This is a genomic window from Desulfocicer niacini, assembly GCF_054657595.1.
On the sequence record NZ_BAAHYK010000009.1, the window covers coordinates 14,745 to 30,826 of the forward strand.

Annotated in this window: 12 protein-coding genes; 1 reads left to right on the forward strand and 11 read right to left on the reverse strand. The window is 48.7% G+C overall.

All coding sequences use genetic code 11. The features are described from left to right. Positions 1 to 237: 237 nt before the first annotated feature. From ACYQ2M_RS06315 to ACYQ2M_RS06340, 6 genes are all read right to left on the reverse strand, one after another. Positions 238 to 1,215, reverse strand: coding sequence for an alpha-E domain-containing protein (locus tag ACYQ2M_RS06315; RefSeq protein WP_459915479.1), 978 nt, complete (start codon positions 1,213 to 1,215; stop codon positions 238 to 240). Then, the gene (locus ACYQ2M_RS06320) at positions 1,208 to 2,749 is read right to left on the reverse strand and encodes a circularly permuted type 2 ATP-grasp protein (protein WP_459915480.1); all 1,542 of its coding nucleotides are present in this window, start codon (positions 2,747 to 2,749) and stop codon (positions 1,208 to 1,210) included. Before ACYQ2M_RS06320 ends, ACYQ2M_RS06315 begins: the two co-directional genes overlap by 8 nt. 259 nt (positions 2,750 to 3,008) lie before the next feature. After that, positions 3,009 to 4,697 (reverse strand): 4Fe-4S dicluster domain-containing protein, encoded by a 1,689-nt coding sequence (locus ACYQ2M_RS06325; protein ID WP_459915481.1) that lies wholly within the window; start codon positions 4,695 to 4,697, stop codon positions 3,009 to 3,011. Positions 4,698 to 4,769: 72 nt separating this feature from the next. Continuing rightward, positions 4,770 to 5,711 carry a DUF362 domain-containing protein gene (locus tag ACYQ2M_RS06330; protein ID WP_459915482.1) on the reverse strand — a complete coding sequence of 314 codons (942 nt, stop codon included), beginning with the start codon at positions 5,709 to 5,711 and terminating at the stop codon, positions 4,770 to 4,772. Between the two features lie 16 nt (positions 5,712 to 5,727). Continuing rightward, a complete protein-coding gene (locus tag ACYQ2M_RS06335) occupies positions 5,728 to 6,501 on the reverse strand; it encodes a tRNA pseudouridine synthase A (protein ID WP_459915483.1) in 774 nt (257 codons plus the stop codon). Between the two features lie 246 nt (positions 6,502 to 6,747). Beyond that, entirely contained in the window at positions 6,748 to 7,020 is a 273-nt protein-coding gene (locus tag ACYQ2M_RS06340; RefSeq protein WP_459915484.1) for a DksA/TraR family C4-type zinc finger protein, read from the reverse strand. A 211-nt stretch (positions 7,021 to 7,231) separates the two neighbouring features. Here ACYQ2M_RS06340 and ACYQ2M_RS06345 point away from each other — a divergent pair, with 211 nt between their 5' ends. Then, on the forward strand, positions 7,232 to 8,389 hold the full coding sequence (locus ACYQ2M_RS06345; RefSeq protein WP_459915485.1) for an MFS transporter: 1,158 nt from the start codon (positions 7,232 to 7,234) through the stop codon (positions 8,387 to 8,389). A gap of 77 nt (positions 8,390 to 8,466) precedes the next feature. Here the strand turns inward: ACYQ2M_RS06345 and hutI are convergent, their stop codons facing one another. The 5 genes from hutI to ACYQ2M_RS06370 form a co-directional block, all read right to left on the reverse strand. After that, complete coding sequence (gene hutI, locus ACYQ2M_RS06350; protein ID WP_459915486.1) at positions 8,467 to 9,723, reverse strand: imidazolonepropionase; 1,257 nt, start codon at positions 9,721 to 9,723, stop codon at positions 8,467 to 8,469. Positions 9,724 to 9,732: 9 nt separating this feature from the next. Then, the gene (gene hutU, locus ACYQ2M_RS06355; protein WP_459915487.1) at positions 9,733 to 11,772 is read right to left on the reverse strand and encodes a urocanate hydratase; all 2,040 of its coding nucleotides are present in this window, start codon (positions 11,770 to 11,772) and stop codon (positions 9,733 to 9,735) included. Further along, a complete protein-coding gene (locus tag ACYQ2M_RS06360; protein ID WP_459915488.1) occupies positions 11,772 to 12,749 on the reverse strand; it encodes a MarR family winged helix-turn-helix transcriptional regulator in 978 nt (325 codons plus the stop codon). The genes hutU and ACYQ2M_RS06360 overlap by 1 nt, the downstream gene beginning before the upstream one ends. A 131-nt stretch (positions 12,750 to 12,880) precedes the next feature. After that, a complete protein-coding gene (locus tag ACYQ2M_RS06365) occupies positions 12,881 to 14,251 on the reverse strand; it encodes a YjiH family protein (protein ID WP_459915489.1) in 1,371 nt (456 codons plus the stop codon). Positions 14,252 to 14,592: 341 nt separating this feature from the next. Further along, positions 14,593 to 15,777 (reverse strand): CaiB/BaiF CoA transferase family protein, encoded by a 1,185-nt coding sequence (locus ACYQ2M_RS06370; RefSeq protein WP_459915490.1) that lies wholly within the window; start codon positions 15,775 to 15,777, stop codon positions 14,593 to 14,595. Positions 15,778 to 16,082: the final 305 nt, after the last annotated feature.

The following is a 16,082-nucleotide window of genomic DNA, read 5'->3' on the forward strand; positions in this document are numbered from 1 at the left end:
GTTTAAACTTGTTTTTCCATATAACGGCCATGTCCTGACGGACACAACGAATATTGAAAATGGCATTATGCCGCCCCTCCCCCGATGAGCAATGGTCCCGGACCGGAACTGTAGACAGCTCGATTGTCCGGTTCCTATTGCCCATCGGGGGAGGGGCTCTGCTGAGGTAGGCTTGAAGGCTACCTTTCCATATAACGGTCATGTCGGTCTGCCGACACAATGAAGCATGAAAATGAATTACTGGGAAGCCCCGCCATTACCGGAGGTGGAGGTCATCTTAAAAAAAGCATCATGGATATGGCTGCCCACGGTGTTGACCTTGATCTGCAGATCATCCAGATACTCGTGCATACCCATGGCAATGGTTTCGTCAATGTCGGAGTAATCCAGGTCTGCACAGAGCCGTCCCAGGCTTTTTTCCGCCAGGTTGGACACCGTTCCCACCGGGGTTCCGGAAATCTTATGCAATGCCTGCTCCCCCTTTTTGAGACAATAGCGGATGGAGCGTGGAAATTCACTGTCAAAAATCAGAAAATCACACACCTGTTTCGGAATGATGCGGTGGAAGCGCTTGCGGTACATCTCCAGGGCACTGGCAGATTTCAACACAGCCGCCCACTGAATGGAATCATAGGGGGTATTGACCTCCCCGGCCCGGGGCAGCAGCATGAAATATTTCACATCCAGAATTCGGGACGTCTTGTCCGCCCGCTCCAGCAAAAGCCCGGTGAGGGCAAACTGAAAGGCCTCCCCATGGGACATGGTGGAGTACAAAAGACCGGTGAACATATGGCCACGCATGGTGATGATCTTGAAAAATTTATGGGGATTGCGGCTGGCATAATCCGTGGTGCTGGCCTCTTTAAGTTCAAGGTAATAGCGATTGACCTGCTCCCACATTTCAGAGGAGATGATCTCCCTAACCGATCGGGCGTTTTCCCTTGCCGCCCTCAAAGATGAAATAATGGAATTGCCATACGCCTGATCCAGGGCAAGGAAATGGATCACATTTTTTCCCGAATAATCATTTCCATATTTTTTTTCAAACAACAGGTGATCCCCGGTGGCCATGACAATGGGCTGCCACTGCCGGGTGGCTTCGGCGGGGAAATCCAGAGTCAGATTCAGGTTCACCGTGATAAACCTGGCAATGTTTTCGGCCCTTTCAATGTATCTTGTCATCCAGTAAACAGAACTTGCAACGCGACTAAGCATGGGTACCTCCTGTGGTGTCACCGGAAATTGAGGTCTGGGATTGTGATTGGGAACTTAAACCTGGCTGCTCTGACAGAGACTGTTTGTGATCCCCTTCTCCGCTGCGGTCCGTTACCCATGTATCTTTAGTACCGCCGCCCTGGGAGGAATTCACCACCAGGGATCCTTTTTTTAATGCCACCCTGGTCAGTCCGCCGGGCATTACGTAAATTTCCTCTCCATAGAGGATATAAGGCCTTAGATCCACATGTCGTCCTTCAAAATGATCCCCCACAATGGTGGGCACCCGGGAGAGGGAAATGGTGGGCTGGGCAATATAGTTGCGGGGATTTTTCTGGATGAGCAGTGCAAATTTCTCCCGCTCCTCCTTGCTGGCATGGGGGCCGATCATCATGCCGTAACCACCGGATTCATTGGCGGCTTTCACCACCAGTTTATCGAGATTTTCAAGGACATGGTTCCTTGCCTTGTCCTCTCGGCAGATGAAGGTGGGGACATTGGGTAAAATGGCATCCTCATCCAGATAATATTTTATAATTTTAGGCACATAGGCATATACGGCCTTGTCATCGGCAATACCGGTGCCAGGGGCATTGGCCATGGCCACCCGTCCTGAACGATAGACGTCCATGATGCCGGGAACCCCCAGCATGGAATCGGCCCGGAAGGCTTTGGGATCCATAAAATCATCATCCAGTCGACGGTAGATCACATCAATTCTCTGGAGGCCCTTTGTGGTGCGCATATAGACAAATCCATCAGACACCACCAGATCCTGGCCCTCCACCAGCTCCACACCCATCTGCTGGGCCAGAAATGAATGCTCAAAATAGGCAGAATTATACATGCCCGGGGTGAGTACCCCGATCTTGGGTTCTGCAATACTTTCCGGAGCCAGGTTTTCCAGGGTAGCCAGAAGCTTGTTGGGGTACTCATCCACCGGTCGAACCCCGGAATCGGCAAACACATGGGGAAAGGTACGTTTTAACACCTGGCGGTTCTCCAGCACATAGGAAACCCCCGATGGACAGCGCATGTTGTCTTCCAGGACATAAAAGCGCCCATCATTATCCCGGATAAGATCCGTTCCCGTGACATGGCACCAGATGGATTTCGGGGGATTCAAGCCCTCGCATTGCTTCCGGTAGGCGGCACAGGTCATGATGAGATCTTCCGGGACCACCTTGTCCTTTAAAATTTTACGGTCATGGTAAATGTCATGGATAAATTTGTTCATGGCATAGATGCGCTGCTGCAGTCCCAGCTCAATCTCTCGCCAGTCTTTGTTATCAATGATCCTGGGGATGACGTCAAAGGGAAGTATTTTTTCAGTTCCCTCCTCACTGCCGTACACGGCAAAGGTATTGCCCAACTGGAGCAGGGCCGTTTCAGCGGAACGTTGTTTATGTATCAGGTCATTTGCCGGCAGCGACTCAATCTTGTCAATGAGCAGTTTTGCACCGGGGCGGGGAAGATTTTTTTCATCGAACAACTCATCATAAAAGCCCTCGGTATCGTAGTTTGAAAATTTCATGGCAATTCCTTCCGTGAGTTCATAGCTAGTTTATCAGACGATAACAGCGTTTTTTCTACTTGCATGTATCCGGTGGGTGGGGCGATGTAAAGGGATGTCATTTTTATTGGATCTTGCCTTTATATTGCGCCCCTATACGAAAAGACAATAACATAAACCGCGTTTCATCACAACAAGGGCAGTGGATTCTCCGCTCTGAGTACTGGTGGGATCAGGCATACGCCATGTGCAATTCAGCACAGATCTGCACAAGGGTACTTCAAAAGGGAAAATCCGCATCGGAACCCATTACACCTGTGGGAGCAGCTGGCGGGTCCTGTTGAAAAAACGGTGGCCCGGCCGTCTCGTGCACCCTCGTTGCCACCACATAAATGGCCTTGGGTGTGACGGGGCATACCAGCTGACAGGCCCCGCACCCGATGCAGGCATCCGACCTGATCCGGGGATGGTGAATATTGTTTTCCAGGACCGTGTGAACGGCATGGGTGGGGCACACCTCGGCGCATGCACCACAATCTCTTTTCTGGGTATACACCAGGCATTTATCCCTTTCAAAATGAACACTTCCGATGCGGGTGCGCTGTTTTTCTTCAAGGGACAGGGATAAAATAGCCCCGGAGGGACACACCAGGGTACAGGCATTACAACTATAAGCGCACCTGCTTACGAAAAAGTCAAGGCGTGGTTGAAGTGCCCCTGTCAGGCCATATTCATCGACACCGGGCATGAGGACATTTTCAGGACATGCATTAACACAGGCATGGCAGGCCAGACAGGTATGGGAAAAATGATCAATGCCCAGGGAGCCAGGCGGGGTGATGGGATCATGGGCAACCGTTCCCACCAGGGCCATGCGTGCCAGCAATGGTCTTAATGGCAATGCCGTTGCCAGCACACCACCGCAGAGGGACACGCCCGTTAAAATGAATTTTCTCTTTTCCACAGATGGAGACAAATCTTTCTGCCATCTTTCATTTCCGGCTTTGAACTTTTCAGAAATAATTGTATATGTGATGGCATGTTCCGGGCACACATCCACACAGTCAAAACACGATACGCACCGGGCATTGTCAATCTTTCCCGTGGCAGGGTCCATGCAGTGGCTTCTGCACATGCGCTGGCATTTTCCGCAGGTGGTGCATTTTTGCCTGTCAATGACAAATCCAAACAGGGAATGCCTGGAAAGCAGGCTGAAAAACGCCCCCACCGGACAAAGGGAATTGCAGTAGCGCCTGCCATGGTAAAAGGAGATGAAAATCACCAGGACAAACCACCCATAGGTGATCCAGAACACCGGCCACAGCACCGGCCGGAGATTTACAGGAAAAAAAACATATTGCCCAACCGATTCGGCAAGGCTTACCATCAAATTATTTATGGTGGCCCCCACTGGCAGGGCCAACTGACTCAAAAATCGTCCAAAAACAGAAAAAGGGTCCAGAAGGTTAACGAAAAAAAGAGAGCCGGACAGAAGAAGCGTTGTGGTGAACGTCAGGATGGCGTACCACAAAAAAGCACAGACACCGGAGTTTCCCGATAATGGGCTGATGTCAGAAGGCTTTGGTGTCATAGAATGATTTGGATTATCACCGTGATCATTTTTAGCCCGGGGTCTGGATCGATCTTTTACCATTTTTCCCCTGGGTTGCGGTTTTCCCCGACGTCGGGAAAGAAAAATCACGGCATCCTGAAAAATCCCCAGGGGACAGAGAACGGCACAGTAGATTCGACCAAACACAAGACAGAGCAGCACCAGCAGCAGAAACGCCATCACACCCCTGTGGCTGCCTGAAATGGCAATGATCAGGGCCGGGAAAAATTGAATCCATGCCATGGCCTGCCCCAGAAAATCGGTGAGGGGCGGATAAAAATCCAGAAAAAATACAAGAAACAGGATCATCAAGATGCCTGCAGCCAGCGCTCGAACAGCGCCTTTTTTAACTTTCACCGGTTCCTCCCAACCATTGAGAACGATAAGTGCTGATCCCTTTGCCTCACCAATGATGACTGATGGAAAATCTTATCCCTTTAATGCAATTTTTTGAATGTTTAATTTTGCAAGATCCATGGTGCCAAGACCGGCTTCCTCCGCGTAGAGGATATGGTTGATCTCCCGGGGATCTTTTCCGAACATCCGGGTGGCAGCGGCATCAATGGCCACAATATCCGTTGAAAGTAACAGGGTCTTGCGCACCACCACATCGTCTTTGCCTGCCCGGCTGGGACCGTTACGAAGGGTGATGCGATACCCGTCCATAACATTCAAATCCGGCTTTCTAACATGGCAGAAATCGGCGATGCACTGGTGCAGCCCTTTAAAATGGTAAATCCCCCGGTTCCACACCACCCCCATCTGGTTCTTCATGGCAAGGCTTAGCCCCGATGAGCCGTGGTGCTTCAACACCGGTACATTGATATAGATATCCGATGAGAGAATCAGTTCATGGACCTTGGTGGATCTAAGCTTTTTCCCTTGGGAGATGTCCACAGACTGATAATATTTTTCATGGGTGGCCGGTACCATGATGCCCTTGGCAGATTTCACGGCAAATTCTATGCCGCTGTTTTCATAACATTTGGGGCCACTGTCCACGGCATGATCAAAAACATAGACTTTTTTTGCCCCGGCATCAAGACAATGGGATACTATGCGCTTTACCAGCCCGGGATGGGTGTTGGCCCCGGAATCGGGTTCCCGGTCCCACCCGATGTTGGGTTTTATCACAACGGTATCACCGGGATTCACAAAGTGGCCCATCCCACCAAACTTTGCTATGGCGGCATCAAACATGGGACCGGGTTCGCCGTCCTTCACGGCCACAAGATCTGGAAGGGCCGCAGGAATGGTGTTGGTCTGGCCCCACAGTCTGTCAATACCGCCGAATATCAGGGTACCGGCGGCAAGTGTTGACAGGGTGACACTTTTTTTCAAAAAATTTCTTCTGTTATCAAAATCTTCCATGGTACCTCCTTTAAGATCATTGGTATTCAATTTTGTTCAACATCAACCCGGACGAAGGAGCAATATGTCGTAAAGGGGTATGGCTGATTCCCTTGAGCGATATTGTAATATCGTCCAGGCCGATTTCACCCCGTCCAAGGCTGAGCAGCTGGCCCATTATCAACCGGACCTGATACCGCATGAACCCCTTTGAATGGATATGATAGGCATAACTTTTTGCCGGGAAAAAATTGGCCTTAAAAATTTGGTTCTCTTCTATTTTACTGACCAGCACCTCCCTTTCAAAGGTTGTCCGGGTGCCGGGTTTGGTGCAATAGCTTCTGAAATTATGCCTGCCCTGGAACAACAGGGCACCCTGCTTCATCAGGTCAATATCAAGCCAATGGGAAAATGAAGAGATGAGCGGCGCACAAAACGGATGGCATTTTTCTCCAAAGGCGAACAGGTAGATGTACTCCTTGGTTTTTGGGGCGTTAATGATGCTGAATTTTCCATCAACCGCTTCAGCCTTTATAGCCCGAATATCGTTGGGCAGGTTTTGATTAAAATCGTTCACCAACTGCTCGACATTGAGCAGTTCATGGACAAAAAGTTCAAAGGCGAAATGATTTGCAGAGACTCTTGCATCGGTACGGCTGCTTCCGAGAATTTTAAAGTCGGAATGGCCCAGGACGAATGAGGTTGTCTTTTCAACCATGGCCTCCACGGTTTTTACTCCCGGCTGTTTCAGCCAACCATGGTAGCGGAATCCCAGATATTGAATATGGATCAGATAGTAATATTTCTTCATGCCATATTCAGGCGGCAATTGAAGACGATCCCGCATCGGTTATAGGTGTTATCGTCATCTCCGTGGAGATAAACAGGATTTATCCTGACAACTTCCTTAAATGCCCGGACAGCCGCAATCCCGTCCGGTTTATTGAAAGATCTCAAACCATCATTAAACCCATCCGTCACAGAAAGTGGCCCACTGTTTTTATCCATCAGATTCCATGTTGTACGCTATAGGAGCTTGGATTTTTTCCGCAGCATCTCAGCGCAACTGGCTGTCTTTGCTGCCACGGCGGTTGAATCCAGAGAACCTTGTCTGCTGTTTTTCCAGCTCTGACTGGCATTTAATGCACAGGCGAACGCCGGGAACTGCTCTTCGCCGGGCATCGGGAATCAATTCCTCGCAGGCCTCACAATGTGTTACCTCTTCCTCACCAGCCTCTGGCAAACGACTTCTTGCAAGCTTGACTGCATCATTAACACTTGCGTCTATCTGTTCCTGTACCGCCCCGTCACGGGCCCATCCCACAGCCATAATTTACTCCTGTCTCTATTTACTGCTGGTCCATCCCAAGAACCAAGGGCATTTCTATCAAAAAACATACCACCCTGTTCCCTCGTTTTCGCCTGCATCATTCTTGAACAAATCGTCACAATGCCTATGTTGTCCATGTTAAAAAACTAAGATCGAAAAGTCCAGACGTTTGTATAGGATAAAAATCCCCATAGAAAAAAAGGAAAGGCCCATGAAAACAGAACTGAGCAAAAACCCCATGTACATCTATCTGATGCTTCTCGTAATTGCCTCCACCGCAGGCCTTCACGTCTGGCGCTCCCTTTTTGATAATTTTGCCGTTAATATCATCCATCTGGATGGAGGGCATGTGGGGGTTTTGCAGTCTGTGCGTGAACTTCCAGGCTTTCTCTCTCTTCTGGTGGTATACATACTTTTAATCATAAAAGAACATCGGCTATCGGCCCTTTCGGTAGTTATCATGGGGCTAGGGGTGGGTGCCACAGGCCTTTTTCCCACCTTTTATGGGCTGATGTTCACCACCTTACTGATGAGTTTTGGATTTCATTACTTTGAAACCACCAATCAATCCTTGACCCTGCAATATTTTGATACGGCCACCGCCCCCATTGTATTTGGGAAGCTCAGAAGTCTTGCGGCATTAAGTAACATCGGGGCTGGGGCCATGGTATTTCTGGCGGCCCCCTATTTTTCCTACACCGGACTCTATCTGATTGCCGGTGGCGGCATGCTGGCCATCGGCATTTATGCCCTGACCCAGAATCCCACGGATAAATTCATGCCCCCCCAACGAAAAGAGATGATCTTTAAAAAAAGATACTGGCTCTTTTATCTCCTCACCTTCATGGCCGGGGCCAGACGTCAGATCTTCACATCCTTTGCCGTGTTTCTGCTGGTAAAGAAGTTTCAGTTCTCCATCAGGGAGATAGTCATCCTGTTCATGCTCAACAATATCATCAACTATTTTTTAAGCCCGTTCATCGGCAGATGCATTGTGAAATTTGGAGAACAAAAGGTGCTTTCTTTGGAGTACTTGAGTTTGATTATCATCTTTGTGGCCTACGCCGTGGTGGATTCAAAAATAGTGGTGGCGTTTCTTTATATTGCAGATCACATCTTTTTTAATTTTGCCATTGCCATCCGCACCTTTTTCCAGAAGATCGCTTCGCCGGAGGACATTGCTCCGAGCATGGCCGTGGGGTTCACCATCAACCACATTGCCGCCGTAATACTGCCGGTAATCGGCGGGCTGTTGTGGCTTGTGGATTACCGGATTCCCTTCATCGGTGGGGCTGCCATGAGTCTTGTCTCTTTGATGCTGGTTCAGAAGATCAACGGGCAGCTGTCCATCAATTCCGCCAGTCAATGATTGAGGTTGGACTTTGGCTTGCCGACAACATGGGCCACTTTGGCGAGGGGTCATCTTGTAAGCAAGCCCTAAGTGCCTTATGGCATATTTTTCGTAAAAACCCTCTCCCCCCGTTTGATAACCGTCTCAACGGTGTTAACCCCCACATGGTAGGGGATGAACCGGTAGGAGGGAAATTCCAGAATCACAAGATCCCCCTGCTTTCCTGGATCAATACTCCCGATTCTGTCAGCACGATTAACGGCGGCGGCCCCGTTGATGGTAAGGGCAGTGATGGCCTCTTCGGGGGTCAGGTTCATGTATAATGTGGCAAGGGCGGTAATAAGAGGAATGGATTCTGAAAAACAGCTGCCGGGATTAAGATCCGTTGCCAGGGCCACGGCACATCCATGGTCAATCATGTACCGCCCCCGGGCATAGTCTTCCTTTAAACTGAAGGCCGTGCCCGGCAGAAGGGTAGCCACCACCCCGGCCCGGGCCATATTCTCTATCCCCTGATCCGATGCCTGGAGAAGATGATCTGCAGATACAGCCCCAAGCTCTGCGGCAAGCTCTGCGCCACCGAACTGCACAATCTCATCGGCATGGATCTTAAGTTGAAAACCAAGATCCTTGGCCCTTGAAAGCAGTCTCCGGGACTGCTCCACAGAGAAGACATTTTTCTCGCAGAAAATATCACAGAACTCCGCCAGCTGCTGTTGGGCAATTTCAGGAAGCATTTCCATGACAAGATCAATGAAATCATCTGCCCTTCCCTTGAATTCAGATGGCGTGGCGTGGGCCCCCAAAAAAGTGGAAACAATGTCCATGGGATGGGTTTTTCCAAGGGCTTTCATCACCTGCAGCTGCTTTACCTCGGTTTCCAGGTCCAGGCCGTACCCGCTCTTACCTTCAACGGTGGTGACCCCGAAGGAGAGCATGGAATCAAGACGTTTCTCTCCCACGCCCATGAGTTCCTCCCGGGAGGCGTTTCGGGTGGCCTTTACAGAATTGGCAATCCCACCGCCTCGGTTCATGATATCCATGTAGCTGTCCCCCCGAAGTCGCCAGGCAAATTCGTCAGGCCGGTATCCCCCAAAAACAAAATGGGTATGAGAATCCACAAACCCTGGCAGCACGGCCTTTCCGGCGGCATCAATCACATCAAAGCCCCGTGTATCAAACCCGTTTAACAGCTCCGATGAGTTACCCACAGCTTTTATTTTACCCGCCTCAATGATCACAGCCCCGTTTTCAACAATGGCAAGATCGGACATTTCCTGTCCCTGTTTTGCCTTGAAGCCGCTGCAGGTGACCACCTGGGAGGCATTCTTAACAATCAGATTTCCATCCATATTCTTCTCCTACCCCTGTTTTTTATATTTTTTATCCACCAGATCAGCAATCATCTTTTCATCGGTGAGATAGGGGATGGTGATGTGTGCTTGTCCTTGCCACATCTCGTTAAACTCCACACAGGTTTCCATGGAATGTTCGTTCCGGGCCCAGGAACGCCTGGCCACCCCTCCCATGACATCCCAGAGCATGGCCTTACGGATAATGTCATCCACCCGGGAACTGCCGTCCAACACCAGACCAAATCCACCGTTGATGGCTTTGCCGATGCCCACGCCACCACCGTTGTGCAGAGCCACAAGGCTCATACCCCGGGCACAGTTACCGGCAAAACACTGGATGGCCATGTCCGCCATGATATTGCTGCCATCTTTAATGTTGGCCGTTTCCCGAAAAGGGGAATCCGTACCGCCAGTATCATGGTGGTCCCTTCCCAACATCACCGGCCCAATGTCACCCTTTCGGACCATGTCGTTGAATTTCAGAGCAATATTCACCCGCCCCATGGCATCCTGGTACAAAATCCGGGCCTGGGTGCCCACCACCAGTTTGTTTTTTTGGGCATCCCTGATCCAGATATAGTTATCCCGGTCCTGGGATCGTCTGTCCGGGTCAATGCAGGCCATGGCCGCATGATCGGTTTTTAAAAGATCGGATTCCTTACCGGACAAACACACCCACCGGAAGGGGCCATAGCCATAATCAAACATCAACGGGCCCATGATATCTTCCACGTAAGAGGGAAAGATAAATCCGTCCAGGGTGTTCTGACCGTTTTTACAAATCTCGGTTACCCCGGCATCAAAAACAGAGCGCATGAATGCATTGCCGTAATCAAAGAAATAGGTTCCCCGATCCACAAGGGTTTTAATCAGTGCGTAATGATGCACCAGGGATGCGTCCACTTTTCTTATAAACCCTTCGGGATCATTCTTGAGCATGTCGGTGCGCTGTTCAAAGGTCAGCCCCTGGGGACAATACCCACCGCCATGGGCCACATGGCAGGATGTCTGATCGGACAAAAGCTCAATGCCAATATTGTTGTCCACGGCATATTCCAAAAGATCCACCACATTGCCATGAAAGGCGATGGCCAGGGCCTTTTTCTCTGCCACGGCTTTTTGTGCCGCCGCAAATGTTTCTGCCGGATCGTAAGTTACCTGGCTCACCCAGCCCTGATCATGACGGGTCTTGATTCTGGAGGCATCCACCTCTGCAATAATGCCCACCCCGTTGGCAATTTCAATGGCCTTGCCCTGGGCACCACTCATGCCGCCAAGGCCCGATGTGACAAAGAGTTTCCCGGTGAGATCCCCGTCTTCGGGCACCCCAAGCTCCATGCGGGCCGCATTTAAAAGGGTACCATAGGTGCCGTGGACAATGCCCTGGGGTCCGATGTACATCCAGCCCCCCGCAGTCATCTGTCCATAATTGGCAACCCCCAGGGACATGGCCCGTTCCCAGTTTTCCTGGTCGTCAAAAAGTCCGATCATCATGGCGTTGGTGATAATGGCCCGGGGGGATGTGGGAGATGATTTAAACAGACCCAATGGATGACCCGACTCCACTACCAGGGTCTGATCCTGTGTGACATTTTCAAGATATTTTTTGATGATGCGATATTGCATCCAGTTCTGGCACACCTGACCGGTTTCCCCATAGGTCACAAGTTCATAGGGGTACAGGGCGATTTCAAAGTCCAGGTTATTTTCGATCATCACCTGGAATGCCTTTCCCTCAACGCATTTTCCCTTGTACTCGTCTATGGGTTTACCAAAGATGCGACCCGCCGGTCGGAAACGATATCCATAGATGCGCCCATAGGTCAAAAGTTCATCCAGGAACTCCGGAGCCAGGGTACTGTGCCAGGCTTCCGGCAGATATCGAAGGGCATTTTTCAGGGCCAGTTCAATCTCCCCTTTGTTCAGATGCATGGGTCTTTTGGGGGCTCTTCTGATGCCTTCCACAAAATCCGGCATCTCCGGGAGCTCTGTAAAAATTTCGTCCATTTTAATGGTCATTGCATTGGATACATTGATATTTTCCATTATATTTCCTCTTCCTTTTTTAATTTTCTGGATAAATGAGTGCAGGTATTATCCCGCACACTATTTTTTTCTATTTCCATGAGTTTAAACCCGTTTTTCTGCAATATTTTCAACACATTCGAATGGGTAAGATTGGCCCTTGTTGTAACATTTTCAACATCTTTCTCTTCCAACTCACCAAGAACTTTATCCATCAACGCCTGGATCAAATCATTTGAAACCCGGCTCTGTTCAAAAACAAAAGAAATCTCGGCACAAGCGTTCAAAGAATCAAGGGTAGCGATACAGGCACTTAAAATCTCCCCTGAATGAACCGCCATGAAGATAAGGGTGTTTCCTAGTGCAACAACCTCCTGCTGTGTATGATTGATCCACCCAATTTCCCGGGGGATGGTCTCAGGGTTTTCTGAAAGCCATTTCAGCACCAGGGACATGAAAGGATCATGCATTTCCTCTCTGTAAGGAATAACCTCAATCCGCGCCAGAAATTGATTAAACTGCAATCTTTCCTGAACTGCCTGAACCAGATTTATCCGGGCCATGTCCTCTTCCAATGCTTCCAGAAGATCCAGGATTCTGAAATGCTCACCTTTTGAGGAGAGCATTTCATCCATACTTTCCTGGAGTGCGTACCAAATCGGCTTAATTTCTTTGAGTTTTTTATATCCTTTCGCAGTAAAACTAACCGTTTTCAAACGTTTATCTTCACAAATCTGAGATATTTGAACAAATCCTTTTTTCTTCAGAGAAGTCACCATCTGACTTGCTCCGGAATGTGTTATTTCCAACTGTCTGGCAATACTTGATATGGTCACGTCCTGTTTTGTATCAAGCAGATAAAACACCGGGAACCAAGTGGCTTCAAAATAAATATCTTCATTTTTATAAATGGCTGAAAGATCAGATAGAAACTGATCACTCATTCGTTTCAAACGTGTTCCAAAAAGTAAAGCACCTGTTTTTTTATAAATAGACATATTAATCCTTTGATTTATATATAATATAAGCCTTATATTAAAAACCAATGGATTTTCGTCAAGTCTTTTCTCACACGGATTCGAATACCCTCTCCCGATGTGTGCCGATTTCATCGCTTTATAAGGGTAGCCTAAAATACAATATGAGCAGCAATGGCAACAAGTGGAATGGCAAGCAACGTTCGAATCAGAAATATCACAACAAGTTCCCAAAGCTTTAAAGGGATATCCGCCTCAAGCATGGCATTGGCACTTTCGGTAAAAAAGATCACCTGAACCGTGGACAGGGTACAAACAAAGAAAAGACTCATTGTCGAAACCTTGGCTCCGGAGGCAATTATGATGGGAAGTGCAATTTCAGTAATGGAAACAAGAACTGTGGAGGCAATGGCATCGGCATCGGGAAGCCCCAGAAGGTTCAGTAAAGGTGCCACGGGAACCCCCAGCCAATCAAACACAGGGGTATAACTGGCCAGCATCAACGCAATTGTTGCAATGGATACCACATAGGCTACAATTTTCTGGGCAAATTTTACAGCCTCAAAGGCTCCTTTGTAAAAAACATCCATCCTGGTTTCAGAGGCTTTTTCAACGGCGGCATCAACGGCGGCTGAAAGGGTTGCCCTGCTGAATGGCGCAGGCTGCCGTTCTTCAACCTCTTGTTGGCTTCCATCAAAATAGATGTCTTTTTTCAAGGACAGTGGCGGAATTCGGGTTACAATGGCCGCCAGGGTAAAGGTAATGATAAACGAAGAAAGAATCACCTGGGGCAGATATTCCATGATGCCTCCGATGGAGGTCAGCAGGGCGAAAAAACCAAGACTGCAGATGCTGAAGTTAGTGGCAATGCTTGCAGCCTCTCTCTGGGTATATCGACCGTCCTTGTAGATTTTGTTGGTGATAAAGATACCCACTGCGGGGTCTGCCACAAAAGAGGTAACCGCATCCACGGCGGATCGTCCCGGCAGACGATAAAGCGGACGCATCAAGGGAGCCATCAGTGTCCCGATGAACTCCAGAAACCCGAACTCCGTTAAAAACAAAACCAGAGTACCTGCAAAGGAAACTGTCAAGAGCACACTGCTGCCAATGTGAAGGGCAAGCCCTCCAATGTCTTTATGTAAAAGCCATTCAGGCCCGAAGTTAAACACCAGCATAAAAGCAAAAATAGCCGCCAGTCCAAACAGAAAACCGTTCATATTGCCGTCTTTTATGTGATGGTTCCTGAATATCGCCACCTGGGTAACCTTTGAAAGAATCCAGGTTATACACAAAAGCAACACAATACCAAGGGTTATATAATCCAGAGTATGTCCCAATATGCCTTTGATATAATCGATGATAATAATAAGAGGAATTTTTGACTGTCCCGAAGCTGTGGAAAATGGCACAAAAAACAGAATAACTCCCAGCAAACTGCCGACGACGGACTTGATAACATTTCCCGTTCTACCTGTCATTTCTTCAGCAACCACCATATCTTTTTCCAGATTGACTTCCATGTTGCTCCCACTCCTTTTCTCATTTATGGTTTAATATTAAACCCACTTTTCGCTTATTTTTATAATAACCTGTAGTTATAACAGAATGTCTCCCTGCTTTTTTGTAAATATTCAGCTTGATTCTGTAAATGTCTTGTCAGTGCCCCATATTCGCTTAGTTGGGACTGCGTAGTATACTATTGCTATGTGAGCAGGCCCAAATGAGTGAAAATGGGGTGCTGACCGAATATTTACTCAATAAGTTATAAAAAACTAAGCAAATCGAGGGATTAAACTTAATGGACCTGGCCATACTACTGGTCATAGAACCAGGCCCGGACAAGCGACAATAATGGATACAATCAAATAACCTCGGACACCTCCAATTCTTTTATTGTATGGACGTCCAATCCCAGGATATCTCTCAATACTTCCTTTGTATGCTCACCAAGCAAGGGTGATGCTGACTGAATCTGTGCCGGCGTTTCGGAAAATTTTACGGGCAGTGCAGGCAGTCTTGTTTTTCCGGCGGCAGGATGCTCCACATCAACAAGCATTTCTCTGACCTTGATGTGTTCACTCTCTGCGATCTGGGCGATATCATATATGGGAGAAGACGGAACCCTGTTCTTCTCAAGTTTTGCCAGCACCTCATCAACGCCAAGCGGCTTTGACCATTCATGGATGATTTCCTTGAGGGCCGCGTCGTTTTTTCCCCGGACGGTGTCGGAAACAAACCGCTCATCCGATGGCAAGACCTCATTGCCCATGGCCGCACAAAGCCGCTGAAATCCTACATTGTCAAAGGTGGCAATGGTAAAATACCCGTCTTTGGCCTCAAACACGTCATATGGATAACTTGTGGGATGTCTACTGCCGATACGCTCGGGGATCTCGCCATCATCCCCAAGATATTTAAAAAGAGACATCTCCAGAAGAGAAAAGACCGAATCCACCATGGATACATCAATGGCCTGTCCCTGACCTGTTTTCTGTCTATGATAAAGAGCGGTAACTATGGCAAAGGCGGTATAAAGAGCAGTGGAAGTATCTCCCAGGGAAACCCCCACCCGTGTGGGGGGGCCTCCTGGCTGACCGTTTACACTCATAAGCCCCCCCATGGCCTGGGCCACCAGATCAAAGGCCGGCAGATTTTTCATGGGACTGTACTGTCCAAATCCTGAAATGGACGCATAAATAATACCGGGATTAATCGCTTTCAATTCTTTGTAAGAAAGCCCCAGTTTATCCATCACCCCCGGACGAAAATTTTCAACGATCACATCTGTTTTTTCAACCAGTAACTTTAAAATTTTCAGGCCTTTTTCATCCTTTAAATTAAGGGTGATCCCTTTTTTCCCCCGATTTAAAGACATGAAGTAAAGGCTCTCCCCATTAACGGAGGCAGACGGTTCCCTTGCACCGTCTCCCAGGGGATGCTCCACCTTAATGACACTGGCACCCATATCCGCAAGCATTGCGGTACAAAAAGGCCCGCTCAACACCCGTGTCAAATCAAGAACTTTTACATTTTCTAATGCTTTCAAAACTTTCTCTCCCATCACTATTATACAAGCCCGCAAAGGCTCGATCACGACTCAGTCAAATGTTAAACACAGGGGGAACGACCTGGCTTGCTGGCCATTCTGGTGAAAATTTCCCCCAGCCCTGATTTTTATCCCCCCAAACGCCTTGACCCGCCAATTGTTCAGGGGAAGGGCAGTGAAATGTTCGGCCAAGGAGACTTACTCACAATATCGACCACTTTGGGCTAGGGGGGCTTGGTCATAACTTGGGCCACCTGTCACAATTGGTGGGCCAACGGGGTCAGGCTATGTGGTATTAGAGCCTG

Coding starts and splice junctions, on each gene's coding strand:
- ACYQ2M_RS06315 (WP_459915479.1), bottom strand. CDS start 1,215: ATGCTTAGTCGCGTTGCAAGTTCTGTTTACTGGATGACAAGATACATT.
- ACYQ2M_RS06320 (WP_459915480.1), bottom strand. CDS start 2,749: ATGAAATTTTCAAACTACGATACCGAGGGCTTTTATGATGAGTTGTTC.
- ACYQ2M_RS06330 (WP_459915482.1), bottom strand. CDS start 5,711: ATGGAAGATTTTGATAACAGAAGAAATTTTTTGAAAAAAAGTGTCACC.
- ACYQ2M_RS06335 (WP_459915483.1), bottom strand. CDS start 6,501: ATGAAGAAATATTACTATCTGATCCATATTCAATATCTGGGATTCCGC.
- ACYQ2M_RS06340 (WP_459915484.1), bottom strand. CDS start 7,020: ATGGCTGTGGGATGGGCCCGTGACGGGGCGGTACAGGAACAGATAGAC.
- ACYQ2M_RS06345 (WP_459915485.1), top strand. CDS start 7,232: ATGAAAACAGAACTGAGCAAAAACCCCATGTACATCTATCTGATGCTT.
- hutI (WP_459915486.1), bottom strand. CDS start 9,723: ATGGATGGAAATCTGATTGTTAAGAATGCCTCCCAGGTGGTCACCTGC.
- hutU (WP_459915487.1), bottom strand. CDS start 11,772: ATGGAAAATATCAATGTATCCAATGCAATGACCATTAAAATGGACGAA.
- ACYQ2M_RS06360 (WP_459915488.1), bottom strand. CDS start 12,749: ATGTCTATTTATAAAAAAACAGGTGCTTTACTTTTTGGAACACGTTTG.
- ACYQ2M_RS06365 (WP_459915489.1), bottom strand. CDS start 14,251: ATGGAAGTCAATCTGGAAAAAGATATGGTGGTTGCTGAAGAAATGACA.